Below are 25,817 nucleotides of genomic sequence, written 5' to 3'. Positions count from 1 at the left end.
CCGGGAGCGCATACCCCTCCCCGGTCAACTGTGACATTTTCTTTGCAGATTCAGCCGCCGATCTCCTGCAGCTGGCTGATCAGATCGCCAAGGCCGTAGTCCGCGTCGTACTGGTCATAGATTGGCTTGCAGCGTTCGGCCATCTTTGCTCGCTCCTCGTCCGAGACTTCATTCACCGTAACACCCGCGTCAACCATCTTCTGGACTGCGGCCTCGTCGGTGGTTTTGCGGTCTTCTATCTGCCATGCGGAAGCTTCCGCAGCACATTCAAGGAAAATTTTCCGCAGGTCTTCCGGAATGCTCTGCCATTTTGCTTCGTTCATCGACACAATGTGAATAGTGCCCATATGGGCGGTCTTGGAGAAGTATTTGGTGACCTCCTGGAGGTTTGCGTCGACGATGGTAGAGGGGTCGACCTCCGCGCCGTCGACAACGCCCTGCGCAATCGAGGTGTACGCCTCTCCCCATGGCGTGGTGGTCGGGTTCGCGCCGAGACAGCGCCAGGTATCGACATACATGGTGATCTCCGGCACGCGCATTTTGACGCCGTCGATATCAGCCGCGGTAACGATTGGCTTGGTCGCGAGAATTGCACCGCGAATCGAAGCCGAGAAGCCAAACAAGGGGCGTACGCCCTTACCGATCATCATCTCTCCTGCCGAGTCGATCAGAATTTCGTTGATAACCGCCTTCTGCCCATCGATATCCTTATAGAGAAACGGCAAACCGAAAACCGCGATTTCGGGGACCTGCAGCGCGTTCGACCAGGTAGGGCCATCCGAAAGGCCCATATCGAGCGTACCCAGCATGACCTGTTCCGCCATCTCGCGCTCGGACCCCATCTGGCTGCTCGGATAAATTACAAGCTCGATCCGGCCGTTCGATTTCTCCGCAAGCAATTCTTTAAGTTTTTCCAGGGCGATCGCTTCGTTGTGATTCGGGTTATAGATATGTCCCAACGTGATTTTGACAGATTCGCCGGAAGGAGCGGCATCTTTCGATTCAGCAGGCAATGCGGAGGCCGCGGGGGCCGCGGAAGAGGCGGGAGCAGTGTTTCCTCCGCAGCCCGCGCAGAACGCAAGAATCATCGCGATACTTAACAAGATGCTGATAACCTTTTTCATGACAGATCCCCCTTCAGGTTTATAAAGATTTCTACTTTTCTTTCCATACTTGCCAATTCCTACCGTTTCCCTCCAACCGCCTCCCATCTTTTTCTCCTATTCTTTTATGATGTGTGCCACAGGATCAGGTCGATCGCACGATGCAGATCGCCCACAATCCCATAATCCGCATAATCAAAAATCGGCGCTTTCGGATCGGTATTGACCGCCGCAATCCGCTTTACTCCCTGAATTCCCGCCAGATGCTGCACCGCGCCCGAAATACCGAAAGCGATATAAAGTTTCGGGTGGATACAGACACCGGTCTGGCCAACTTGACTGCTGTAGGGCGCATAACCCGCGTTGACCGCCGCGCGGGAAGCCGCGGGCGCCCCGCCGAGCCGTTCGGCCAGCAGGCAGATTTGATCGAATGCCCTGGCCGAGCCGATGCCCGCGCCGCCAGCCACCACAATCTCCGCTTCGCCGAGCGCCGTTTGCGCACCAGCCAGATGGATGGTCTCCAGCAGCCGTACCGGGTTCTCCAACGACTTTTCGGATGTGCAGTCCATCACCGCGCAACAGCCTCTGTTAAATGGTCTGCATCGGGAAAATGCGCCCGGACGTACAGTTGCCATCTGCGGCAGAGAACCAGGGCAGGTCACCCGCGCCATCAAATTGCCTCCGTATGCCGGTCGGATTTGCACGAGCTTCCCATCCGGTCCGATTTCCAGCCCGGTGCAGTCGGCCGTGAGGCCAGTGCCGATGAGCGCGGCGGCCTGCGCCGCGACCGAGCGGCCCTGCACGGTTGCCGACAGCAGCAGAATCTGTGGGCAGTGCGTTTTCGCAAGGCGTGCGAGCAGCCGCGCCTTTCCATATTCGTCCGCGTCAGATAAGCACGCCGCATAAGCCCTAACCGCACCGAAGGATGCAAGTTCCTGTGCGGGTGGCGGTATCTCGGAAAACCACACCGCGCAGACTGTCCCCGCGCCCTTTTCAGAAAGCGCCTGGGCTTTCCCCAGCAATTCGCACGAACAGCCGGACAGTCCGGTTCCTTCCGCATCACACACAACCCAGATTTCTCCATTCATCTTTCCTCACCGCCGATCCGCATGCTTTCGATCAATGTGAGCAGACGGGCGACTCCGTTTTCGAGGTTCGGCTCCGGCTTGCAGCGGCGTCTTCCAGCCGCAAGGAGAAAGGTCTGTTCCACTCGTGTAAACGATCCCGCAAGCCCCACCGAGCCTGGATTAAGCTGGAGCGTTTCATTGGTGATCCGCTTGATCTGCGCATGCCCGGCGGCGCGTATCCCACGCAAGCTCGGCAGGCGCGGATGTCCAACCTCTTCTACCCCTTCGCAAACGGTTACGACTGCCGGAAAGTCTGTCTCGACCATCTGCCTGGTTTCTTCGAGCAGCCGGGTGCACCGAATGGCTCTTTCCCCGCTTTGCTCCAGCCGGATCACATTGGTGACACAGGGGACTTCGAGCACCGCAGCCAGTTGGCCGCCGACCTGCCCCGTTTCCCCGTCGAGCGTGCGCCTGCCGCAGAGGATCAGATCATAGGAACCTTCGTGTTTGATCGCCGCCGCAAGAATTTTCGCGGTGACAAAGGTATCCGATCCTGCAAAAAGCGGGTCATTGATCAGAAAAAGTCCTTTTGCTCCGAGCGCGCACGCGTCGCGCAGCAATGCGCAGGCAGAGGACTTTCCCATCGTGAACACATCCGCCGTTCCATCCTGGCCCGCGAGCGTCAGCGCGCTTTCCAACGCGTAGACATCCGCCAGATTGGTCATCAGGGTTCCCTGCTCCCGGATGAGGGTATTCGTATCCGGATCGAACCCCTGCGTTGCGCTGCTGGGGATCTGTTTCATACATACGGCAATCCGCACATCAATCAGCTCCTGTCCCGCTCAGCCCTCCATCGCGTGATAGACCGGCGCGAGCGCATCGTGGATCTGTTTATAGAGCGTAAACTGTTTTTCGTAGATCTTGAAGTTTTCCGGATCGGGCTTCACGACCTGTTCAATCCGCACGCAGCGTTCGACGCTTTCCGCAAAGGAGGAGAACGCCCCGGCCGCCACGCCGGCCAGCATCGCCGCGCCAAGCGAAGAATCGTTGTTTTCGGTCTTGACCAACTCGATGCCGAGCATATCGCAGAGAATTTGCCGCCAGAGCGGGCTCTTTGCGCCGCCGCCGATGATCCGTGCCTGGTTGATCTGCAGATTCATCGCCTGAACCACCTGATAGCAGTCCTTGAGCGAGAAGGCGACCCCTTCGAGCAGGGCACGGTTGAAATGCGCCTTGGTGTGTGAGGAAAGTACACCCACGAAACATCCGCGCAGCGCCGGGTCGAAATACGGGGTCAATTCGCCCTGTAGATACGGCTGGAAAAAGAGGTTGTCGCTGCCCGGCGGAATCCCTGCGGCCGCCTGATCCATCAGGAAATACGGGTCGACTCCCTGTTTTTCCGCCTCCAGCTTCTCCGCTTTGCAGAGGGTGTCCCGATACCACCGGTAGGAGGCTGCGCAGGATTTTGTACCAGTTCCCGGATACCAGAGCCCCGGCACGACATGCTTATAGTTGCAGAGCAAGGGATTGTCGAGCATGTGCGGAACGATCGGGCAGATGCGGCCGGCTGTCGCCAGCTTCACGGTCATCTGGCCGGGTTCGATCGCCCCGTTCGCGTAGACCTCCAGCACCGTATCGGTCGCGCCCGCAATCACTTTGGTTTTTGGAGAAAGCCCGGTCTCGGCACAGGCTTTCGTTGTAAGCGGGCCTAATATCTCGGTCGGGTCGACGATACGCGGCAGCATCGAAAGGGAAACTCCCGCGAGCCCACAGAGCTCCTCCGACCAGCAATTACGCGGCACGTCCATAAACATTGAGCCCATCGCGTCGATGTAATCGGTCACGAAGTCGCCAGTCAGCCGGTAGCGGACATAGTCCTTCATAAAAAGGATCTTGTCGATCCGTTTGAAGTTTTCCGGCTCGTTCTCCCGCACCCACATAATCTGCGGGAGGGTCCACATCACGTCCGGCATATTGCAGCAGAGGGTATAGATCCGCTCGTAATAATGCTCCTTGAGCCACGCAGACTGCCTGGTGCTGCGTTTGTCGGTCCAGTAGATTGCCGGACGGATCACCCGGTCCGCTTCATCGAGCAACACCGCGGTGTGAGTCGCCGCGTCAAGGCACATAGCCGCGATGTCTGCCGGATCGATCCCGCTCTTTTCGATAACGGCCCGCACATTGAAAACCAGCGCCCGGTAGGAGTCCTCCGGGTCTTGCTCAGTCCATCCGCTCTGCGGGTAATAGGTGGGGTATTCCTTCGTGGAGGTAGCAATCACCCTGCCGTCCTCCGCAAGCAGCGTCGCCTTGCTCGCGCCGCCGCCAAAATCCACGCCCAGTAGATATCTCATATGTATTCCTCCTGTCAGCAGCAGCGGTCGAGCAGCACAAACAGGTCCTCCACCGCAAGCGCTTCGTCCGCGCCCTTTTCGAGAATGTCCCTGCAGCCCGGGCAGGCGGTCACAAGCAGCTTTACTCCGGTGCGTTTCGCATCAGCAGCGCGCGCCTTCGCGATGCGCTCGGCCAGATGCGGAGAGTGGGAATTTAAAATCTCGTTGCCGCAGCATTTGGTCATCTGGCCGTGCAGGAACATCTCGCGCAGGTCGGCGCCCATTGCCCTGAGAATCTCGCGCGCCGGTTCCGTCTCCTCAAGATCCCGCGCCAGCCGGCAGGGGTCCTGGAAGGTGACTGGGCCGAGTTCCTTCTTTTGCGGATGCAGCCTGCCCTCCCGGAGAAGCTGCGCCACAAACACGGTCGCGGTTACGACCTCCGCCTGTAACTGGCAGCCCCAGACGGGGTATTCCTGTTTCATGACCCGGGCGCAGGCCGGGTCGAGCACGACCACCGTCCGCGCGCCCGACGCGGCGATCTGCGCGGCGCAGGCTTTCGCCTCGTCCTGCACTTCCGATACCAGCCCGATCAGATCATAGCTTTCCGCGCCGCAAGGCGCTTCGTCCTTTCGCACGGTGAATTCGACGCCCGCCTTGCGCAGGAGGTTTAGAAACGCCTTTGCGATCCGCGGCGCACGGCGCGCGGCCGTCTCCCCAATATAGACGAGTACCGGCGCCGTTTCCGGCAGTCCGGCGATGGAATCGCCCAGCGCGTCGAACTTGCTTTCGGGGCTTTCACCGAAGAGGTTCCCATCCGCGAGCAACCGGTCGACGACCGGCTGCGCCTTCGCGGGCAGCAGGCCATTTGCGACGGCGCAGGTTCGGGCCTCCCGGATAAAAACGGCTGGCTCATATCCGCTCTGGCAGTCGTGCGCGCAGGCGTTGCACAGGCAGCATTCGTACATGTCCTCCATCATGTCCTGTTTGAGGTCGATCCCTTTCTCGGTCATCGAGATCATCAGCGCTTTGGCGCGCGGCGTGTTCGATTCCTTTCCGGTGGCAAGCCCGACCGGACAGATATGCCGGCACATCCAGCAGAATCGGCAGGCATTGACTGTTTTATCGGCTTTCTCCGAGAACATCACGCATCTCTCCTTTTGCTAGATTCCAAGCTTATAGGGGTTCATGATCCCGTTCGGGTCGAGCGCTTTTTTGAGCCCTTCGAACACGACCATGCCTGGACCGTACTGTTCCTTCATCAGCCGCCCCAGTTTCATGCCGACGCCGTGGTGATCATTGACCGCACCGCCGTTTGCAATTGCGGCGCGCACGCCCGCATTCCAGATCTGGTTATGCAGCCGCAGCGCTTCTTCGGGGTCCTTTGGCGGCTGGTCCATGATAAACCGGTCGTAGCACATACAGCCCCACTCGTACCAGTGGGAGAAATGCGCGATGAACCGCACCCCTTCGAAATGATCCTCCACTGCGTGTTTCATCGCCCAGTAGACCTTCTCGATATCCTTATAGGTAGCGACGGTGTCCATTGTGCCGAACATCTTCGGAAAGTCGAGCGCGTAATCCGGATAGAAGAATTTGATCCGGCTGTCCCACCACTTTTCGCCGTAGTCGCTGCCGAGGTCCATCGCATGGTATTTGGCACAGATTTCCCGCATCTTGCGCTCTTCGATCGCGACCACCTCGTCCTCGCCTTCGAGCGCCAAGTTCATGAATGCGCCCTGTTTCTCGACGCCGAGAATCTTTTTGATGATCGAAACGGTCTCCGCCTCGTCATACAGGCGGATGATGGAAGGTTTGAATTTCTGGAGCATGTCGCGCGCGGCGGCGATGCCGCTTGCGATATCCTGGAAGAGGTAGGCGTGAAACCGCCGCACCTCGGGCATTTCAAACAGCTTGAAGGTAGCTTTGGTCATGACCCCTAGCGTCCCTTCCGAACCGATGAAAATGTGCTTCAGGTCCGGTCCTGAGGAGTGTTTCGGGACCGGTGCGGAACGGAGCACCTGCCCGTTCGGGATAACCATTTCAACATTCAGGCACTGGTCGTCGATTTTGCCGTATTTAGTGGAAAGCACACCGATGCCATTGTGCGCTAAAAAACCGCCAACCGTGCTGCAGGTGAGGGAGCTCGGATAGTGCATCAACGAATAGCCCCGTTCATTCGCTGCCCATTCGAGCTGCTGAAAAACGATGCCGCACTGCGCGGTGATGGTGCGGGACTGCTCGTCAATTTCGAGTACTTTGTCCATCCGCTTCATGTCCAGCATAATCCCGCCGCAGACCGCGAGCGCACCGCCCTGTGAACCGGCGCCGCCGCCCCATGGGAAGACCGGGATTTTATAATAATTGGCAATGACAAGTACCTTGGAAACCTCTTCCGTACTGCCCGGGGAGACAATGAAATCCGGCATAGGGGGTTCCAGCCCCCGGTCCGCCCAAAGACGTGCCAGCCAAAAATAATCAATACAATGCGCAACCTTATCGCTGCGCCGGATGCTGACATTTTCAGCCCCGACCGCGTCTTCCAGTTCACTGCGCACCATATCGATCATGAAGCTCTGTATTTGCATCGTTTCTGTACACTCCTTTCGACTCTGTTACTTTCCGGCTGATTTCATTGTATCATCCGCGAAGTAAAACTTCAATACATTTTATTTTTTGGAGTAGTTAAATTTTATTTGTTATAATTGTGGAATATTACTACAAAATTATAGATATTGTTCAAATTAATCATATTTTATTTTACGATAAAGAATAGTGTTGTTTTTTTTCATTTTATCCGGTATAATAATTATGAAGTTTTGCTACATTTGAAGTTTCATTTCATCACTCAGCCGCTAAACGGCTTCTGAAAGGACCTTTGCTATGTCAGAAAAAAATGAATCATCCGCCCTTCTGATGAAAGTGCGCGCCCTGCGCAGCTCCCTGAGCAAAACAGAGGAACAGGTGGCCAACTATATCCTTGAACATCCCGAGGAGGTGATCTACCTTTCGGTAGCCGGCCTTGCCGAGCGCAGCAACGCGAGCGACGCAACGGTGATTCGCACCTGCCGCAAACTTGGGATGAGCGGCTATCAGGAGCTCAAGCTCACCCTTGCCCAAGCGATCGTCACACCGCTGCAGAATATCCACGAGGAAATTTCCGAGGGAGATCCCCCTGACACCATTATGGATAAGGTTTTTCAGTCCACCATCCACACCATCCGCTATACTCATGACGTGCTGCGCGGAAAGGATCTCGACGCAGCCGCTGACCGGATCATCGCATCCAACCGGGTGGCCATTTTTGGTTTAGGAAATTCCCATTCCATTGCGCTCGACTTACAGCATAAGCTGCTGCGCGTCGCAGTTGACGCGACCGCCTACACCGACACCCACATCCAGAGCATCGTGGCCACCAACCTCCAAAAAGGCGACACCGTCTTTGCAATCAGCCATTCTGGGAGCTCAAAAGATATTGTCGACGCCTCGGCGCTCGCCAAAAGCAAAGGGGCTTCGATCATCTCGCTGACCAATATTGGGCGGTCTCCGCTTTACGACATCGCTGATATCCGGCTCTGCACCGCATCGAACGAAACCCGCTACCGGATTTTTGCGCTTTCTTCGCGTATTGCGCAGATGGCAATTATCGATACCCTGCATACGATGATCGCGCTGAAAAAGAAGGATTCCTCGGTCACCAACTTCCGTGCGATTGAGCGCGCGCTCGAACAGAAGAAATACTGAAAAAACAGGACAGACAGCCATGAATCTGGCTGTCTGTCCTGTTTTGGCGCGGATATATTACTGGCCAGCCGATCTCGGCGGGCCGGAATTGCGATTTCGAAAATCTTCTATTTGAAAAGCTTACATCAGTTTGCGGAACAGTGCTTTCAGGTCTTCCACATTGGTATCCTTCGGATTCCCCGGGCAGCAGGCATCGGCAAACGCGGATTCCGCAAGGAACTGCAGATCCTCTTCCTTGAGCGCTTCCAGCTTGGCCGGAATCCCAACGTCAGCGGAAAGTTTCTTGACAGCATCCACAGCGGCCTTCCGGTATTCGGACTGAGACATCCCGTCCACGCCTTCCACACCCATTACGCGCGCAATTTCACGATATTTTTCGCCAGTGCACTCGGCATTGTACTCCATGACGATCGGGAGCATCATCGCGCAGGCAACACCGTGCGGGGTGTCATAAACCGCGCCGAGGGTGTGCGCCATCGAATGCGCAATGCCAAGGCCAACATTCGAGAAGCCCATACCGGCAATATACTGGCCAAGCGCCATTCCGTCACGGCCTTCCTTTGTGTTTGCGACCGCGCCGCGCAGCGATTTTGCAATGATCTCGATCGCCTTGATGTGGAACATATCGGTCATTTCCCAAGCAGCCTTGGTGGTGTAGCCTTCAATCGCATGAGTCAGCGCATCCATACCGGTGGAGGCGGTCAGACCCTTCGGCATCGAAGCCATCATATCCGGATCGACAACCGCGATGATCGGCATGTCGTGCGGATCGACACAGACAAATTTACGTTTTCTCTCCACGTCGGTGATAACATAGTTGATGGTGACCTCAGCGGCGGTGCCGGCGGTGGTGGGAACGGCAATGATCGGGACACAGGGCTTTTTGGTCGGCGCGACGCCTTCCAGGCTGCGCACATCCTCAAATTCCGGGTTTGCAATGATGATACCGATCGCCTTGGCGGTATCCATCGAGGAACCGCCGCCAATGGCAACGATATAGTCCGCGCCTGACGCCTTGAACGCCTGCACACCGTTCTGGACATTCTGGATGGTCGGATTGGCTTTAATATCCGAATACACCTCGTAAGCGAGGCCTTCCTTGTCCAGAATATCGGTCACCTTGGAGGCCACCTTAAATTTGATCAGATCGGGGTCGGAACACACGAATGCTTTTTTGAAGCCGTGCGCCTTGGCTTCATTGGCGATTTCCTGAATCGCGCCGGAGCCGTGATAGGAAGTCTGATTGAGCATAATTCTGTTCGCCATAAATAATCTTCTCCTTTTTCTGAAATACTGGCTGCGGTCAAGTTTGACAATTTATTATCATTATTGTAAACCAGAATCCGGAGAAAAGTAAAGTTACAATCTGTCAAAGATGTAACATCCCACAAAAATTTTTTTAATCCGCACGAAAAACAAGGTATTATGTATGCGATTTAGGCAAAAGGCCCAAATGGATAAACAGGTCGGCCAGCTTTGCCGGCATCGCATCCACGAGACTTTTTGCCATCTTTTCCGGCGGCTCTGGCATCCCGCCAAGCACCCATTTCACCGTCATGTAAATGGAGCCGCGGCAGTACATCTCCAGCAGAAAGCGGATCTCCTCATCCGGAAACTGTCCGGTCTTCTGTCTGATCTGCTGGGTATAAAACTCCAGGATCAGTGCAAAATCATGTTCCTTGAGGGAGTTCTGATCGTCCGAACTAAACGCCCCGGTAAAAAAGACCCTCTCCTCCCGGATGTATTCGAACTTGCGTTCGAGTCCTTCCAGCACCGTCCGGCCGCTGCCCATATGTGCAAAGGATTCGAGCAGCAGCTTATCAAAATACCAGTTGATGAGGTCGTACTTATCCAGAAAATTGCGGTAAAACGTCTGGCGGGTCACCCCACAGGCATCCACAATCTGCTGGACGGTGATACGGTCCACCGGCGTGTTCTTCATACAGGCTTTGATCGCCTCGGCAAGGCGGTATTTTGTGTTTTCCTGCCGGGTCTCCGGTTTCAGCATACGCATCCTTCCTCTCAATTTGGTCACCTCCATTGTAACAGACTGCCGGAGGGTTTTACAACTCCCTTTTAACTGATACGGTTTCACTCCGTCAAATCGCAGGTGCTGCGCGCAAGTCCCCCTGCATAAGTACCGGCAGCCGCCCCGACGATGCAGAGCCCCGCTGTCAGGCTACCGCCAGCAGATTTTCTCATTCGGGCCTATCCAATTTTCCGGAACAGCTTTCAAAGTACAGAGGAGCCGCCCCCAGTTTGGAGGCGGCTCCTCTGTTTAATCAAAGTCAGAGATTTCCTGGCTATCCTACATGTATTTGGGAACGACCAGCCGCGGCAGGGCCAAGATGAAATCCGGGAAGAAGATGATGATCAGAAGCGTTATGACCACCGCGCCAAGCATAACAAACAAATCCCGGAAGGTCTTTTGCGGTTCGATCTTTGCAATTTGGCAGGCCAGCAACAGGCACAACCCGTACGGTGGCGTCACGAGGCCAAAGGACAGAACCAAGCAAATGATCATGCCCAGATGCACCGGATGCAGCCCAAGGGCCAAGCCGGCCGGAACGACAATCGGAACAAAGATGCAGATCGCCGGGGTCGCATCCATAAATGCACCAAGAACAAAAAACAGGATGATAGTGAACAGCATGAATCCTGCCTTCGACAGATTAAGATCGGTCATCAGCTGCATGACATATTCATTTGTACGGAAATAAGCCAGCAGGTAACCGAAGACACTCGCCGCTCCAATACAGAAAAGACTCGTCGCCGCCCCCTTCGCAGACTTCACAAAGATGGGGAGCAAATCCTTGGGCGTCAGGGTCTTATCAACAAAAATTGTGATGATCAGACTGTAAACAACAGCCAGCACCGCACTTTCGGTGGCAGTACAAACACCGGTGAGCACGCCGCCGATGATAATAAGCGGCATGACAAGCACCAAAGCGGCCTTCCGAAATGTGATCAGGAACTCTCGGAAGGTGCACTTCGCCTCTTTCGGATAATGGAATTTGATGGCATATCCCAGAGAAACCACCATCATCGTGAGCGCCAGCATCAGGCCTGGAACCATCCCAGCCACGAACAGCGCTTGAACGCTTGCACCGGCTGTGGCGGAATAGATAATCATAATCAGGCTAGGCGGAATGATCTGACCCAATACGGATGAGGTTGCAGTGACCGCGACCGTGAACGATTTGGTATACCCTTTGCGGATCATTGCCGGGATCAGGATGGTTCCAATGCCCGAAGTATCCGCGACCGCCGAGCCCGACAGGTGACCAAACAACAAGCTGACAAGGACATTAATATGGGCCAGTCCGCCACGGATATGTCCCACCGCTGCGGAAGAAAGGTCTATCAGCTTATCCGTAATTTTCCCTGAATTCATCAGATTTCCCGCCAGCAGGAAAAATGGGATTGCTGTCAGGACAAAGCTGTCAATTCCGGCAAAGAAACGTTGGACGATCTGCCAAAACGGCAGATCCGTGAATCCAACAAGCACCGCCGTGGAAATTGCCAGAATGGAAAAAGCAAGCGGCAGACCCAGCAGCATCAGCAGGATCATACCCACGATCAGAATAAGAATGGGCAATGGACTCACGAAGCTGCCTCCTTTCGATTACGGTTCAGTTCCAAGACGGCCTGTTCCACTGTATAAAATATCATGACAACTGCTGAAACCGGGATGGCTATGTAGACGCAGTTGGAGGGGATCGGCATTGTCACAGCGGTTTTCCCCATGCTTCGGACCACGTAGTTTGCGCCCGCCACCAAAAGGATCACACTGACCCCCAGTATCAGCACCAGAACAATCATGCGTAAAACCTTGCGCATCTTCTCGGAAACGGCAGATGTGAGCATATCCATAACCAAATGGCTGTTTTCTTTTATGGCCACCGCTGATCCCAGGGAAATCATCCATACAAAGCTCATCCGGATCACTTCTTCGCTCCAGGCGATCGGGATATGCAGGATAAAACGGCTGAACACCTGTAAAAAGGTGATCACCACAAGCACCGTCATAATAAAGAACAGGACGACACTGATTATTTTTTCAAGTCCATCAGAAATCCGTTTCAATAAGTGTTCCCTCCCAAACGCGCAGGCGGCTTCCGCCGCCTGCGATTCTCAATTTACTGAACTTCCTGGATCTCTGCAATCAGGTCATTGAGTCCGGACGTGTTTCCGAATTCCTCAAACACAGGCTTTGTCCGTTCCATAATCGGGGTTTTATCAATCTCATACAGTTCCACGCCGAATTCCTCAACCATCTGTTTCTGTGCGGCTTCCCCAGCTTCTTTTTCATACTGGCGGGCGAGCGCGGTGGCCTCGGCAACGGCTTTCGCAAGCGCTTGCTGCATTTCCGGTTCCATAGCGTTATATTTTTCCGCGTTTACGAAAAGCGGGCGCACTGTGATTTCGTGCCCGGTCAAAGTGAAATAAGGCGCCGGCTCGTAGAATTTGGCCGACAAGATCGACGGCATCTCATTCTCCATGCCATCACAGAGTCCGGATGCCATTGCGGAATAAGTTTCGCCAAAAGCGATTGTGACCGGGAGCGTGCCAACGGCTTCCCAAACCTTAAACTTCAGATCGGATGGCGCAAGGCGCAGTTTAAAGCCCTGCAGATCGTCAACACTCTTAACCGGCCCCTTCACCGCGATCACATTGCGGGTGGATCCGCCCCAATAGCCAAGGATCTTCAAGCCTCCGGACTTCTCTTCAATCAGGTCCGCATATTTTTGTCCAGGCTCACCGTCCAGCGCTTTCTGCCAATGGTCATAATCGCGGAAAAGGAATGGCAGCGAGAACAGCTCCAGCTCCTTACAGAAGGTGGTCCCCACAGTCGGGTCGCTGATCACCATATCAAGCGATCCTTCTCGGACGCTTTCCAGCATATCCGGTTCGGTTCCCAAGGTGGCATTCGGATAGTTGATAATCTCGATTCTGCCACCGGAATATTCCGCCGCAAGTTTCGTCAAATCCGCAATTCCCTGGTTCCAGGGATGGGTATCCGGTTGGTTGTTGCCGATTTTCAGGGTGATCTTTGCACCTGTGGATTCCGATTGCTGCGATGAGGAGGCGGGCGCCGCCGTATTACCTTGCTGTGGAGCGGACGACGCGGGCGCTGCGCCGGAGCAGGCTGCAAAAGTCAAAATCATGACTGCCGACATAATAAACGCTGTCAGTTTTTTCATAGTAAACTTCTCCTTTTCTCTCAGTTGATGCGGTATTTCTTGAGGACTTCCCGATTTATTTCAACACCGATTCCCGGAGCATTGGGGACCTCCACAAACCCATTCCTGAAAACAACCCCGTCATTGATCAGATCCAAGCGGAAAGGATGGCTCGACTGGTCGTATTCAAGCATTGGCTCTTTCGGCTTCATGCACAGGGGGGCCGCCGGAAGCGTCGCGATAAACTGTAAGGATGCCGCCAGTCCAACGCCGGAACCCCATACGTGCGGAATCAGCATTGCATTATAGGCCTGGGTGAGTGCTGCGATCTTTTTGCATTCGGTGAAGCCGCCGCTTGAGCACAGGTCCGGCTGGTAAATATCCAGCGCACCTTTCTCGAGCCACTGCTTATATGCGATCTTCCCAAAAATATTCTCCCCCGCCGCGATATACGAAGGGGTCAAATTCCGGATTGCTGCATAGCCCTCCATATCTTCCGGCGCGAGCAGCTCTTCAAAGAATTCCAGCCTGCTTTCCTGCAGTTCTAAAAGGATTCTGCGCGCAACCGCCTGGTTATAGGCGCAGTTGAAATCCGCCATCAGCAGAATCTCATTCCCCACCGCTTCCCGAACCGCGCGGATATAGCCTATATCCTCCTGCGCGCCGAACCCGGTCTTGAGCTTCATCCCGCGAAATCCCTTTTCGATGTACCCAGCGACTTCGCGGATGGCCTCCTCCGGATAGCTGCGGCCCTGTTTGCGGTAGAATCCGGTTGCGTATGCCTGAACCTTATCGCGGAACTTTCCGCCGATCAGATTGCAAACCGGCTGCCCCAGTTGTTTACCGATCGCGTCCCACAGGGCAATATCAACTCCGCTCAGCGCGTTGACAGCTGCTCCTTGCTGGCCAAACGGCCGGGATATGTTGTAAAGCTCCTCCCAAAGGACCTCCACATCAAAGAGATCTCGCCCGACCATGCGGGGGGCAAAACAGTTTTGGATAAATGCCGCCGCAATCTGTGGAGGCTGCATTCCATGACAGAGGCATTCCCCAAAACCGCTTTCTCCGTCCGCGCAGATAACCTCCACAATCATCGAACTGCGATTATAAACCCATCCCTGCGAAAACGCGAAAGGTTCTTCCAGCGGCGCCTGAATAATGTGCGCCTTGACTTCACGTATTTTCAATGATTAACGCCCTCCAACTCATATGATATCATATAACTAATATTAAAATGAATCACTTCCTTTCTCCGTTTTTCTGATAGGTCTCGACATTTTCACTGGTGGCACGCAGGTGAATCCGCATTTTCTCAGCAGCCGCGTCCGGCTCACGCTTTACAATGCAGTCGTAGACGTCCCGATGAAAATGATGCCGCCGCTCAATACAATAATTCGTTTGCGAAGACGCGACGACGACATCCCACAGCAGCGGCGTATAGGCGCTGACAATGGCACTGAGCATATTATTTTTGGACGCTTTTACCAGATTGACATGGAACTCCAGGTCATTGTGGTAGTAGTTGTCGTCCATCACTTCGGTGTTTTCCATCACTGCAAGCGACTTACGAAGCTGTTCCAAATCCTGTTCGTCCGCCCGATCCGCCGCGAGCCGCGCTGCTTCCACCTCTATGATCCTACGCACTTCGATGAGTTCTGACAAATCGCAATCCCGGAGTGAAATCATGTCGGCAATTGAACGTGTCATTACTTTTACACTGTTGTCAATCACTTGGAGTCCTTTGCCATGCACCCGCTTGAGAAAACCGCGCACTTCCATGGATCGCACCGCTTCGCGGACGGTGGCACGGCTTACTTCAAATTTTTTGCAAAGCTCCCCTTCACTAGGCAGATAATTGTTCTCGTCATATTCCTTATTCAGAATCATTTTTTCAATTTGCTGCTGCGTTTGTTCTAACAGATTCATGTAAGCACCCTTTTTTGTCATATAAGATATCATATATGTTACTTTATTTCAATACAAATTTTTCTTTTTTATGAAAAACTTTTCTCTGTAATTTTGGGCAGATTTAACAGCTGCTCATGACTCATATCAGATTTGAATATGGCAAAACCTCCACAATCGTTACTAAAAATCAGTATATCATGAAGGTTTTGTTAAAAAATAAAGCTACATTTCGGCCCTGCATCGCAAGGTCAAAATGTAGCTTATGCTGTGGTCCGAATAGCGGGACTTGAACCCACGGCCTCTACCACCCCAAGGTAGCGCGCTACCAAACTGCGCCATATCCGGATATCCAAACAGCTATATTATATTAGCATATATGCCCAATAAAATCAAGAGGATTTTTTGTAAAAAATCTGCTTTAATCTTTGGATTGCACCGCATCCATCTGACCCGTATAATGAAAGAAAAAGCCGGAGGTGCGTCTATGAGTCCACTTGAATGGATCCTCCTCGCAATCATCTTTGTGATCGGGATTGGCGCTTGCATAGCAGTCAACCGGATGCGCAAAAAAGGGCACTACGTGCCCGGCAGCATGTGCGCAGGCTGTCCGGACACAATGACCGTTGACACAAAGCCCAAGCCGGATTCCCCTTCTGATGGGACAAACACGTCGGATTAAAACTGTTCGATCCGGCGTTGTTTTCGCAGCGCCGCCCGTTTGACGCCGGCCTCCCATTCGGCGCGCTCTTCTTCTGTCTCCAATTGCAGGCGCGGAACCGGCGTGGGTTTCTCACTGTCGTCCAGTGCAACCAGCGTGAGGTAGGCGCGGTTGACCAGCTTTTTGCTGCCGTCAATCCGTTCGACAAAGGTATCCACCCGCACTTCCATCGACGTTGTCCCCACATAGGTCATCTGTCCGATCAGTACAACTGTATTGTTTACATGGGCGGCAGCTTTAAAGTGCAGATTGTCGATCGATACGGTGGTCACATTGCAGTTTGAATGGCGGCGCGCCACCACTGCTGCGACCACATCGATCCATTCCACAAGCTGGCCGCCGAAAAGCCGGTCGAACCCGTTTATGTGTTCCGGCATGATGATTTGGATTTGTTCGGTGCGGGACTCTGATACCCGTTTGGTTTTATTGTACTTTTCCATAAAGATTCCTTCCATGTATTTTCTATATCTTTTTCTATTATAATGGTTCATATTCTAAAATGCAATTCCATATGAAAACGCCACATCCAACGAGTGCTTTGGATGTGGCGTCAAATCTGCTACAGATGTCGTACTTTACTGTCATAGGCGGCTTTCGCACACTTATGTAAGTGCGCCTTGGCTGCCTTGTGGATTGTCTCCCAAGCCGAAACTGATTGACAACGCATGGTTCACCTGCCCCATGGAACCATCATCCAAGCGGCCCATTTTCTCTTTCAGCCGCTTTTTATCGATGGTGCGGATCTGCTCGAGCAGCACCACCGAATCCCGTGAAAGTCCACACACCTGCGAATTGATCTCGATGTGGGTCGGCAGCTTGGATTTTTCCTTCTGGCTTGTGATTGCGGCCGCAATCACAGTGGGGCTGTAACGGTTTCCAACATCGTTTTGTACAATCAGCACCGGCCGCACGCCGCCCTGTTCGGACCCGATCACCGGGCTCAGGTCGGCGTAGTAGATCTCTCCCCTTTTAACGGTCACGTATATCACACTCCGTGGATTTTTCATATGGCACGTTTTACGTCCACAGATATTCTGAACCATCCGGACGCCGTTTAAACAGTCCTTAGGGGAAAAGTTTCCGTACGTCCGGCAGCTCCCGGCAGAGTACAAAAGTTTCTCCAGTAAACAAAGCCGGGTATTACATCATATTGTCCGCCGCCGCATTTTGACAGCAAAAAGGCCCGTGCTAAAATGCACGGGCCTCTCCCATATCGTTTTATTATTCAAGGATTTTAAAATTTAAGACCTCCAGCTCAAGCTCTTTCTCAGGAATCACAAGCTTTAAAATATTTCCATTTTCCGCATCGATCACGAGTGAAAAGGCCCCCTCGTCAATCGTACCGCTGACCAGGAGCTTTTTATCCTGCTGCTCAATTGTGATCCCTTCATCCGCCAATGCGGCATTTAATGCTGACAGCACCATTTTTGCCGCCGCCTGTCCGGGCAGGCTGTCCGGCGCGAAGTCGAAGGACATCTCTTTATATTGCAGGGCGACTTTATCCGGATAAAAAGTCATCTTCATATCCCGCAGGCTGTCAGGGCTTTCAAATCCCACCACCGCGCAGTTCATCGGCTTTTTATAGATGGTCATCACCGTTTCCAGTTCCCGGTATTTCACCTTCGCGGTCGTCTGGAAGGATTCCGCCGCCTTCTTCACCTGTTCGGATGCCGCCTGGGAATTTTCTTTGCCGCCGCATCCGAAAAAGCTTAGTGCCAAAACCACCGCCAGCAGGATACACAACAGTTTATTACGCATCGTTTGCACCTCCGAAACTGCGATTTGTATCCGCCCCGCGATCACCGTTCGTGGTCACAAAAAACGCGCGGGAGCATATCGATGACATCACGTGGGAGCATCCCATACTGGGAAAACTCTTCCGCCGCATAGTCCCCAGCCATTCCATGCAGCCACACGCCGCAGGCCGCTGCCAGTTCCGGTTCCCTTCCCTGCGCGGCAAACGCTCCAATCAGTCCCGCCAGCACGTCGCCGCTGCCCGCGCGGGCAAGCCCAGCGTTTCCGGTCGTATTGATGTAGACATGGCCCGCGGCGGTCACGGTGCAGGTGTAGGCGTCCTTGAGCACCACCGTCACACCATATTCTTTGACAAAATTAAGCCCACAGCCGGTAATATCCTGCTTGAGCTGCGGGATGGGGAGTGTGGTCAGCCGGGAAAGTTCCCCGATGTGCGGGGTCAGTACAATTTTGCAGTTTGCTTCCTTTAAGATATCTATATTCCGCGAAACCACATTTATACCATCCGCGTCGATAATCAGCGGACATTTTGCCGCGCGGATCACCTCGTAGACGATGCGGCAGGCATCTTCACCGGTGCCGATCCCATTGCCAATCAGGACAGCATCGCTCTTAGGCACAGCCGCGAGAATTTCATCGATCGATTGCGCGGAAATCGAACCGTCCGGAGTCTGCCTGAGCGGAAGCATCACCGCTTCCAAAAGCATCGGCAGCGTGGTGCGGCAGACCTCCTTGGTGGAGGCAAGCGTCACATAGCCCGCCCCGGCGCGCAGCGCCGCGAGCGAAGAAAGGGTTGCCGCCCCCATGTATTTCTGTGAACCCGCAATATTTAAAAGCCTTCCGTAATCGCCTTTGTGACTCTCACGCATACGCATTGGGAGGCGGTCGAAAACAAAACCGCCGTCCACAAGCGTATAGTTGGAAATGATATCCGCATGCGCCTCGGGCGGGATACCGATGTCCGCCACCACCACCTTGCCGCAGTATTTCTGCGCACAGGGCATCACAGAGGCAGGCTTGTCGCTGTCAAACACAATCGTCACATCCGCCCGAACTGCACATGCGTCCGCAAACCCACTGTTTGCGCTCACACCGCTCGGGATATCAAGCGCGAAGGTTTCGACCTCCACTCCGTTTATCAGCCGGCAGATGTCGCGGTGGCGCTCATCCAGCTCCCCATGGAAACCTGTCCCGTAAACCGCATCCACCAGAAGGTCGGTTTCCGCAAGACGTTCGGCCAGATACTGCGGGTCGTCGCCGTATTCGACAACCGCCACCTCCATCACGCCGATCAGCCGGAGCATGGCTTTCGCTTCCTCGGTGCGCGGCTCGCCGTCGGTGAGCACCACCGCGACGTTCGCGCCCGCCTCGCAGAGTTTGCGCGCCACAACAAAGCCGTCGCCGCCGTTGTTCCCGCGCCCGCAGAAGATGGTCGCGAAACGCCCGTCCACCTCCATGGTGCGGCGGATCACGGCCGCGGCCGCGGAGCCAGCGTTTTCCATCAGCCGTTCATAGCTGAGCGAATAGTTTAAAGCGTTCGATTCAATCGTTTTCATCTGCTGAGAAGTTACGATCAACATGGATTTTGTCACCCCTTGCCATATTCTAAAAAAATTATAGCACAGTTGAGAAGCAGAAAACAGCGAAAGCTTGTACAAATAATCGAAGATCGGGGCTTGACTATTCGCCGCCGCGCTGGTATAATTTATGAGTTAAGTCTCAGGACAATTCTGCCCTGCTGGCCCAAACATCCTTGCTCCGGGCATCGACCCGGGGCCAAAAGTCCAAAAGGAGGTGTTCAAATGGCACAGGTAAAAGCCAACTACGAAACCGTAATGGTATTCAGCATGAAAAATGGTGAGGAGAGCGTAACCGCTCTGGTTGAGAAATTCAACAAGCTCATCAGCGAGAATGCGACCATCGTCAACGTCGATACCTGGGGACAGAGAGCCCTTGCGTATCCGATCAACGATGAAACCGTGGGGTACTATGTGGTCGTCGAATTCACTTCGACCCCTGAGTTCCCCGCTGAGCTGGATCGTATCTACAAAATCACGGACGGCGTTCTGCGTACCCTGATCGTAACCAAAGAGCCTGCGGAAGTCAAGCAGGAAGCGTAAGACAAGGATGGTGCAAGTGTTATGTTGAATCGGGCAATTTTGATGGGCCGCCTTGTGGCTGACCCCGAGCTGCGCCAAACGCCCAACGGCGTTTCGGTCTGTTCTTTCCGGATCGCGGTTGACCGCAATTACAGCTCCCGCGGCGGCGAACGCCAGGCCGATTTTATCGATATTGTCGCGTGGCGTCAAAGCGCCGAGTTCGTTTCGAAATACTTCAACAAGGGCAAGATGATCATTGTGGAAGGTTCGATCCAGACCCGCAGCTATGAGGACAAAAACGGCAATAAGCGCACCGCAGTCGAAGTTGTAGCCGACAACGTCCAGTTCGGTGAAAGCAAAAGCGCGTCCAGCTCTTCCCAGAGCTATTCCGCGCCCGCGCCGACCCAGGCGCCTCCCGAGCCCGCCGTTTCCTATGCGAGCGGCGATGTGGGCGACTTCTCCGAAATGGCCGCCGATTCCGACGACCTGCCGTTCTGATTGACAGAACACGTCCCCGTCCAATCCGGCATATTGAATGAATACCATTGAAGGAGGTTTGTATCATGGCTTTCGAGAGATCCGAAAGAGAAAATAGAGGCCCGCGCGGAAACAGAAAAGGCAGAAAAAAAGTTTGCTCATTCTGCGTCGATAAGCTCGGCCCCATCGATTACAAGGATGTCCCCCGCCTGCGGAGATATCTCAGCGAGCGCGCGAAGATCGTTCCCCGCCGCGTGACCGGCACCTGTGCCCGTCATCAGCGCGAACTGACCATCGCGATCAAACGCGCGCGCCACATCGGCCTGCTGCCTTATATCAGCGACTGATTGAAAAAATGTTCAAAAACGCCCCGATCGGAAAGATCGGGGCGTTTTTTACTGCGCTGAACCTGTTTCCGTCGCATCCAGCAGCTGCGCAAGCGCTGCGGAAAAGGATTCATCATCCGCGGGGGAACGCTTTCTGATATTTGCGGTGCGGCCTCCCGCGCGGCGCACCTTCGCGCCCAAATACCGCTCAAACAGCAGACGGTCCATATTGTCCGCATTGTAAACCATGCCGTTTTGGTTGAGGGCTTTTGCTCCCTTCCCCAGCGCCATTGCCGCCACGCCATAATCCTGTGTCACAACGATGTCATCCTTTTTCAGAAGATTGATGAGCTTGATGTCCACACTATCGCGCGCTTTATCCACTGTGATGACCTCGCTGTAGCCGTCGTTTATTACATGACTGGTGTCGATCAGCATGATGACCGGCAGGCGACGGTATTTGGCAAGCTCCACGATCTGTTTTTTGACCGGGCAGGCGTCCGCGTCCACTAAAATCCGCATGAGGTCCCTCCTCTTTTTGGCATAAAATCCCCGCCGTGGTTTTCACGGCGGGGATTGCTGGTTTATTTCAGTTTAACTGAATCCTTCCTCTCAAAGGTACCAAGATCATAACTCACAATATAGCTCGGCGAGAAGGTGTAAAGCGTATCACCGATGTAAAGCCCGCGCTGAACTTCTTCGAAGCTGTCGACCCGCTCGTCGTCGCCATGAATAATCTCTTTTTCCAAGGTAAAGCCGTCCGACTTGCTGAAACGGAACACAAAGTAGGTCTGTTCGTTCGTTCCAGCCGACCGAATGTCCGCCGGAAAAGCAATCAGATTGCTGCGCGCGTCGAAAAGCACCGCCCGGTGGTTATCGAGCGCCTCGGACCAGCTTCCCTGCCCGCCCAAGTTATAGACATGCAGTTCCTTCGGTGAGGCCGGATTTGAGACGTCAAACATGCTGAGCTTGAGCCCATCGGTCTGCCCGTTGTTGTCCGCGCTCTGGCCGATACCGATCAAGGTATTCTTGTCAACCGGATGCAGATACTCCGAGAAGTCCGGGATCTTGAGCTGGCCGAGCAGCCTGGGCTTTTCAGGGTTGCTCAGGTCGATCGCAAAGAGTGGGTCAACCTGCCGGAAGGTCACGAGATAAGCCCTATCATCCATATAACGAACCGAATAGATCGATTCGCCGGGCGCCAACCCTGTAAGCGCACCCACCCGCCGCATGTTCTTATCGAGGACATAAACATTGTTGGAACTTTTCCCGCTCGGGTAATCCGCGGTTGTTGCAACCCGCAGGTTGCCTTTATACTCACTGAACGCGAACTGCCCGTAGACATAACCGTCCACATGGCCAGTGCGGCCAAGACTCAGGTCAGCCCCGTTTGCGCCGATCTTGACAATGTTGGTGGCCGTGTAGCTCGAAACGCCCGACTGAAGATCGCTGTTTGCGGTCTGGTAGTAGACGTAGAGGTTATCCTCTGACATGTAGACTCCGTCACCGCCGCCGAGCACCGCTTTGGTCTCCGCGCGGCCGCTGCGGACATTCACCGCAGACACCACCGCGTAACTGGCGCTCCTGCTGTCCGGCGCGATTGCGATCTCCTTTGGTTTGAGCAGCCGTGCGGAGCCCTCCACGCTGTCATAGACGACCGGGACGAGTTCCTCCATTCTGGTATCCTTGCGGGCGAAATCCGGGCTCACATACCGGTTGCTCACGAGATACAGCACGCCGTCCACCATCCGGGAGGACACATACCCGCCATCCTGTGAGAAAGTTCTGATCTGCTCCGGATCTTCCGGATCGGAAATATCATAAACGACCGCCTGCGCCATCCGGCGATCCCGCGGATCGTCGGTATTCGGCATGCGCTTTCTAGAATTTTGCTCCTGGATTTCCTCATAGAGGTCTTCGCCAGTGCTTTCAATAACTGTATCGTCCGGCACCTTGGCGTTCAGGGTGAAATTAGACGACTGGACCGTGATCAGACGATTTTTCGTGACATAAAACTCCTCAATCCGTCCCGCTTTCAGCTCGATCTTGGAAGTCACCTCCAGATCGTCCGCGTCGGTGATAAAAATCGCGGGATATTTTGAGGTGGCGTTTTTTGCCACATAACTGTAAAGGTACTCGCCGTCGGTCTTGACGATATCGCCTTCATCCACGCCCGCTTCCTGGGTATTGGTCCCGGAAAATCTCCCCCCGGTACCGGGCTGCGCATCCCCTGCGCCGGCAGTTGCCGGGTTATATTTCGCAGAGCCATCCGCCGTATCGTTCGTGTCCGTATAACTTTGAACGCCGCCGGACATTTGATAAACCGCGTCGCGTACCTGGGCATAGTCCTGCGCGGCTTCTGCCTGCGCGTCGGACGCGCCCAGCGCAAAGGCTGCCGCGCGGGGCTGCGCAACACGCGGGGAGACCGCCAATGCTTCGTCCGCGACATCCGCTGCCTCTGCTACAGATTCTTCCATAACCGCTTCGGCAGCATCTTCCACCTCCGTGTCCTCTATCCCATCAGTTACAACAGATTTCGGGGCTGTGTCATTCTTTTCCGCGGAGGAAATGCCCGCACCCTGCGGTTTCGTAATCGCCAGCCCGTCATCCTCATCGTCCTGTGCGGCATCGCTGCTTTCCATATCGTCCGGCCTGCCGGAACCGGCGGTATCGGGGTTGCGGCTTTCGGTCTTTTTGCCGCCCGTCCCCTTATCTTTGCTGCCTGTATCTTCGTCCCGACCGCTCACCTGCTTCGGCAACATCAAACCGTCATCTTCGGATGCTTCATCCGGCTGGACAGACGCCGCGCTGTCCGATGAAGAAGCGCTTGTGGCCTCATCCGCGCCCCCAGCGGCGGGGTTCCACTCAAGAGGTTTTGATTCCGGCGTTCCCGCAGAAACCATCGGGACCGAATCTTCCTCAGACGGCGCCTGCGCGGCCATTTCCGGCGCCGCCATCTTTTCGTTTTCCTCAGCCGCAGCGGGGGCCGCCGCCATGTCTGAAACCATCATCGGCGCAGGCGCCTCCAGCGCGCCGCCCGATTTGACCGCCTGACTGTTAAAGACCTGGTAAACGCCCAGCATCAGTACAAAACAGGCGCAAACACCGGCAATCGGTTTCAGCCAGACAGGATATTTTCTTTTGGGCTTTTCCGCTATCAGATCAATATTTTCCAATTTATACCGCAGCATTTCCGCGCTGAGCGAATGCGGCAGCTGGATTTCCCCGTCAAGTTCGCCAAAACGTTCGCGGAGAAATTCCAGATCGTTCTGCAATTCCTGCTGTTTCTTCCGATTCATACACATTCACTCCCTTCGCTTATTTCTCCAGCTGCGCCCGCAGCTTTTTGAGCGTGCGGTGCAATTTCGAGCTGACTGTTCCCTGCGGCGCGCCCAGGATTTCGGCCGTCTCACGCACGGTATAGCCCTGAATCACCGCAAGCGCGACAATCTGCCGCTCCTGGGCGGTGAGGGTATCCAATGCGTTGAGAAGCGCGAGCTTACGGGTGGATTGTTCCTCCACGCCGTCCCGCTCATCCTGCAAATCCAGGAAATCATCGATATCCATTTCATTGCGGCCGCTTATGTACTGCCCGATCTTCCGTTTGCAGCGGATGGAGAGAATCCGCATGATCCATGGTTTGAAACTGTTGTCATCGCGCAGGTTCTTGATGCCCTTAAAAGCCTCTATAAAGGTTTCGCTGACGACATCCTGCGCATCGTGGGAATTGCCCAGTGAATAGAGCGCAACTTTATAAAGGTCATCAGCAATCTGCTGATAAACCTCGGCAAAGCTATCCTTGTCCCCTAGTCGCGCCTGCCTGACGGCATTTACGTCAACAACCATTTTTACTAACCACCATTTTTTCCACCAAACGGTTCATACATATAGTGAATGCAAACCTGCAAATTACTGCATATACGGAAAATTTTCTGCAAAAAAGAATGAATGCCGGTCCTTTTCGGACTGGCATTCATTATACCACAGTTTTTATAACGCCGCAAACATCTGTTCAGTCGCTCAAAAGCTCATTTGGATTCTCGACTGTCAGGATTGCATAAACGCAGGTGGTGATCACCGACAGGAAGTTCGCCAGCAGGTTGATCTGCGTCTGTGACAGGTTGTCGCAGAGGATATTGGCCACCGTGGCGGCAGCATAGACAAACTGTGCGCCTTCGCCGGTCATCTGCTGCTGTGTGGGTTGCTGCCGCTTCGGCTGGCCAGAGGGCTGTGATCCGGCAGCCTGTGCGGCCTCACGTGCCTGCGCATCGGCTACCAGTTCTCCTGAAAGCCCTGATGCGCCGACCACACCGGTCGAATCTGTCGCCATTTGCGCCACCTCCCCCTGCCATTCTATGCAGGAGGCTTCCGACGCGACTTAACCCACCGAAATTTTAAGATCGCCCTTCTTGATCCATCCAAACTTGCACAGCGCGCCGTAGATGAGAAGCGTAAGCACGGCAGGCAGGATAAAATGCATGATCAGGATCTCCGCGAAAAGCACCGTGCCGGAGGTTCCCTCCATTGCGGCCAGCGTTCCAAACTGCCCAACCAGGCCGCTCGTCCCCATGCCAGCGCCGGACGCTGTGTTGGTCATACGCAGAACGCGGGTGGAGATGGGACCCAGAATTGCGCCCGCAACCGTCGGCGGGATCCAGAGCTGTGGACGGCGCATGATGTTTGAAAACTGCAGCATCGACGTGCCGATACCCACGCTGATGAGCCCGCCGAATCCGTTGTCCTTAAAGCCCATCACCGCGAATCCAACCATCTGCGCGCAGCAGCCGACTGTCGCGGCGCCCGCCGCGATACCGGACAGGTCGAGCATAATGCACAGCGCCGCCGAAGAGATCGGCGCTGTCAGAGCCATGCCGACGATCACCGAAATGATAATTCCCATCGGTACCGGCGACATCTCGGTGGCTGTGTTGATAACGCTTCCCAGGAAGGTCATGAAATTCTGGACATAACCGCCCGCGAACTGCCCGACAAATCCGCCCGAGATAATCGTTACAATTGGGGTGAGGATGATATCCACACCGGTCTTGCCCGCAACAAGCGAGCCGATCTCGCTGCCGACCACGGCGGCGATATACGCGCCCACCGGGCC

27 protein-coding genes and 1 tRNA gene are annotated in these 25,817 nt (G+C 54.5%); 5 read left to right on the top strand and 23 right to left on the bottom strand.

All coding sequences use genetic code 11. The features are described 5' to 3' along the window. Positions 1–50: 50 nt before the first annotated feature. The 6 genes from DWV16_RS07045 to DWV16_RS07020 form a co-directional block, all read right to left on the bottom strand. Positions 51–1,124, bottom strand: coding sequence for a TRAP transporter substrate-binding protein (locus DWV16_RS07045; protein ID WP_066459815.1), 1,074 nt, complete (start codon positions 1,122–1,124; stop codon positions 51–53). A 104-nt stretch (positions 1,125–1,228) separates the two neighbouring features. Continuing rightward, positions 1,229–2,191, bottom strand: coding sequence for an electron transfer flavoprotein subunit alpha/FixB family protein (locus tag DWV16_RS07040; RefSeq protein WP_118478439.1), 963 nt, complete (start codon positions 2,189–2,191; stop codon positions 1,229–1,231). Next, positions 2,188–2,991, bottom strand: coding sequence for an electron transfer flavoprotein subunit beta/FixA family protein (locus DWV16_RS07035; protein ID WP_147349441.1), 804 nt, complete (start codon positions 2,989–2,991; stop codon positions 2,188–2,190). The genes DWV16_RS07040 and DWV16_RS07035 overlap by 4 nt, the downstream gene beginning before the upstream one ends. Before the next feature lie 21 nt (positions 2,992–3,012). Continuing rightward, entirely contained in the window at positions 3,013–4,521 is a 1,509-nt protein-coding gene (locus tag DWV16_RS07030; RefSeq protein WP_118478437.1) for a xylulokinase, read from the bottom strand. Between the two features lie 14 nt (positions 4,522–4,535). Beyond that, positions 4,536–5,642, bottom strand: coding sequence for a (Fe-S)-binding protein (locus DWV16_RS07025; RefSeq protein WP_118478435.1), 1,107 nt, complete (start codon positions 5,640–5,642; stop codon positions 4,536–4,538). A gap of 18 nt (positions 5,643–5,660) precedes the next feature. Continuing rightward, complete coding sequence (locus DWV16_RS07020; RefSeq protein WP_118478433.1) at positions 5,661–7,085, bottom strand: FAD-binding oxidoreductase; 1,425 nt, start codon at positions 7,083–7,085, stop codon at positions 5,661–5,663. A gap of 295 nt (positions 7,086–7,380) precedes the next feature. Here DWV16_RS07020 and DWV16_RS07015 point away from each other — a divergent pair, with 295 nt between their 5' ends. Continuing rightward, positions 7,381–8,241: a MurR/RpiR family transcriptional regulator gene (locus DWV16_RS07015; protein ID WP_118478431.1), complete on the top strand. Its 861-nt coding sequence runs from the start codon at positions 7,381–7,383 to the stop codon at positions 8,239–8,241. Between the two features lie 120 nt (positions 8,242–8,361). Here the strand turns inward: DWV16_RS07015 and fucO are convergent, their stop codons facing one another. The 8 genes from fucO to DWV16_RS06975 form a co-directional block, all read right to left on the bottom strand. After that, positions 8,362–9,507, bottom strand: a complete 1,146-nt coding sequence (gene fucO, locus DWV16_RS07010) for a lactaldehyde reductase (protein WP_066459832.1) — start codon at positions 9,505–9,507, stop codon at positions 8,362–8,364. Between the two features lie 157 nt (positions 9,508–9,664). Continuing rightward, entirely contained in the window at positions 9,665–10,249 is a 585-nt protein-coding gene (locus DWV16_RS07005; RefSeq protein WP_066459834.1) for a TetR/AcrR family transcriptional regulator C-terminal domain-containing protein, read from the bottom strand. Between the two features lie 300 nt (positions 10,250–10,549). Continuing rightward, on the bottom strand, positions 10,550–11,812 hold the full coding sequence (locus DWV16_RS07000) for a TRAP transporter large permease (protein WP_066460508.1): 1,263 nt from the start codon (positions 11,810–11,812) through the stop codon (positions 10,550–10,552). 32 nt (positions 11,813–11,844) lie between these two features. Then, positions 11,845–12,327: a TRAP transporter small permease gene (locus tag DWV16_RS06995; RefSeq protein ID WP_118478429.1), complete on the bottom strand. Its 483-nt coding sequence runs from the start codon at positions 12,325–12,327 to the stop codon at positions 11,845–11,847. Between the two features lie 53 nt (positions 12,328–12,380). Further along, positions 12,381–13,445 carry a TRAP transporter substrate-binding protein gene (locus DWV16_RS06990; RefSeq protein WP_066459839.1) on the bottom strand — a complete coding sequence of 355 codons (1,065 nt, stop codon included), beginning with the start codon at positions 13,443–13,445 and terminating at the stop codon, positions 12,381–12,383. A 20-nt stretch (positions 13,446–13,465) separates the two neighbouring features. Then, positions 13,466–14,611: a mandelate racemase/muconate lactonizing enzyme family protein gene (locus DWV16_RS06985; RefSeq protein ID WP_118478427.1), complete on the bottom strand. Its 1,146-nt coding sequence runs from the start codon at positions 14,609–14,611 to the stop codon at positions 13,466–13,468. 52 nt (positions 14,612–14,663) lie between these two features. Continuing rightward, the gene (locus DWV16_RS06980; RefSeq protein WP_066459842.1) at positions 14,664–15,350 is read right to left on the bottom strand and encodes a FadR/GntR family transcriptional regulator; all 687 of its coding nucleotides are present in this window, start codon (positions 15,348–15,350) and stop codon (positions 14,664–14,666) included. A 250-nt stretch (positions 15,351–15,600) separates the two neighbouring features. After that, positions 15,601–15,677 (bottom strand) — tRNA-Pro (locus DWV16_RS06975). A gap of 139 nt (positions 15,678–15,816) precedes the next feature. On the opposite strand from DWV16_RS06975, the gene DWV16_RS06970 reads away from it, so the two are divergent. Then, on the top strand, positions 15,817–16,011 hold the full coding sequence (locus DWV16_RS06970; protein WP_118478423.1) for a hypothetical protein: 195 nt from the start codon (positions 15,817–15,819) through the stop codon (positions 16,009–16,011). Here the strand turns inward: DWV16_RS06970 and DWV16_RS06965 are convergent. The 4 genes from DWV16_RS06965 to DWV16_RS06950 all read right to left on the bottom strand — a co-directional run bounded on the left by DWV16_RS06965 (position 16,008) and on the right by DWV16_RS06950 (position 19,385). After that, positions 16,008–16,490 (bottom strand): acyl-CoA thioesterase, encoded by a 483-nt coding sequence (locus tag DWV16_RS06965; protein WP_066459845.1) that lies wholly within the window; start codon positions 16,488–16,490, stop codon positions 16,008–16,010. The two genes, DWV16_RS06970 and DWV16_RS06965, sit on opposite strands and share 4 nt — an antisense overlap. 162 nt (positions 16,491–16,652) lie before the next feature. Beyond that, positions 16,653–17,030, bottom strand: a complete 378-nt coding sequence (locus DWV16_RS06960) for a type II toxin-antitoxin system PemK/MazF family toxin (protein WP_066459847.1) — start codon at positions 17,028–17,030, stop codon at positions 16,653–16,655. Between the two features lie 241 nt (positions 17,031–17,271). Continuing rightward, complete coding sequence (locus tag DWV16_RS06955; protein WP_118478421.1) at positions 17,272–17,808, bottom strand: hypothetical protein; 537 nt, start codon at positions 17,806–17,808, stop codon at positions 17,272–17,274. A 41-nt stretch (positions 17,809–17,849) separates the two neighbouring features. Continuing rightward, on the bottom strand, positions 17,850–19,385 hold the full coding sequence (locus DWV16_RS06950; RefSeq protein WP_118478419.1) for an NAD(P)H-hydrate dehydratase: 1,536 nt from the start codon (positions 19,383–19,385) through the stop codon (positions 17,850–17,852). 222 nt (positions 19,386–19,607) lie between these two features. Between DWV16_RS06950 and rpsF the strand changes: the two genes are divergently transcribed. From rpsF to rpsR, 3 genes are all read left to right on the top strand, one after another. Next, entirely contained in the window at positions 19,608–19,925 is a 318-nt protein-coding gene (rpsF, locus tag DWV16_RS06945) for a 30S ribosomal protein S6 (RefSeq protein ID WP_066459850.1), read from the top strand. Positions 19,926–19,946: 21 nt separating this feature from the next. After that, entirely contained in the window at positions 19,947–20,402 is a 456-nt protein-coding gene (locus tag DWV16_RS06940; protein ID WP_118478417.1) for a single-stranded DNA-binding protein, read from the top strand. A gap of 65 nt (positions 20,403–20,467) precedes the next feature. Further along, a complete protein-coding gene (gene rpsR, locus DWV16_RS06935) occupies positions 20,468–20,728 on the top strand; it encodes a 30S ribosomal protein S18 (protein ID WP_066459852.1) in 261 nt (86 codons plus the stop codon). Positions 20,729–20,776: 48 nt separating this feature from the next. Here the strand turns inward: rpsR and DWV16_RS06930 are convergent, their stop codons facing one another. The 5 genes from DWV16_RS06930 to DWV16_RS06910 all read right to left on the bottom strand — a co-directional run. After that, entirely contained in the window at positions 20,777–21,229 is a 453-nt protein-coding gene (locus tag DWV16_RS06930; protein ID WP_118478415.1) for a YaiI/YqxD family protein, read from the bottom strand. 62 nt (positions 21,230–21,291) lie between these two features. Next, positions 21,292–24,006: a beta-propeller domain-containing protein gene (locus DWV16_RS06925; protein ID WP_158572809.1), complete on the bottom strand. Its 2,715-nt coding sequence runs from the start codon at positions 24,004–24,006 to the stop codon at positions 21,292–21,294. A 19-nt stretch (positions 24,007–24,025) separates the two neighbouring features. Next, on the bottom strand, positions 24,026–24,553 hold the full coding sequence (locus DWV16_RS06920; RefSeq protein WP_066459860.1) for an RNA polymerase sigma factor: 528 nt from the start codon (positions 24,551–24,553) through the stop codon (positions 24,026–24,028). Positions 24,554–24,719: 166 nt separating this feature from the next. Then, a complete protein-coding gene (locus DWV16_RS06915) occupies positions 24,720–25,037 on the bottom strand; it encodes a hypothetical protein (protein WP_066459862.1) in 318 nt (105 codons plus the stop codon). A gap of 48 nt (positions 25,038–25,085) precedes the next feature. Continuing rightward, a partial coding sequence (locus tag DWV16_RS06910; protein WP_243007283.1) for a PTS transporter subunit IIC occupies positions 25,086–25,817 on the bottom strand: 732 nt, incomplete at its 5' end.

This window comes from Anaerotruncus sp. AF02-27 (assembly GCF_003465835.1).
In the GTDB taxonomy this organism is placed as follows: Bacteria; Bacillota; Clostridia; order Oscillospirales; family Ruminococcaceae; genus Anaerotruncus; species Anaerotruncus rubiinfantis.
This window is presented reverse-complemented; position numbering and strand designations above follow the sequence as displayed.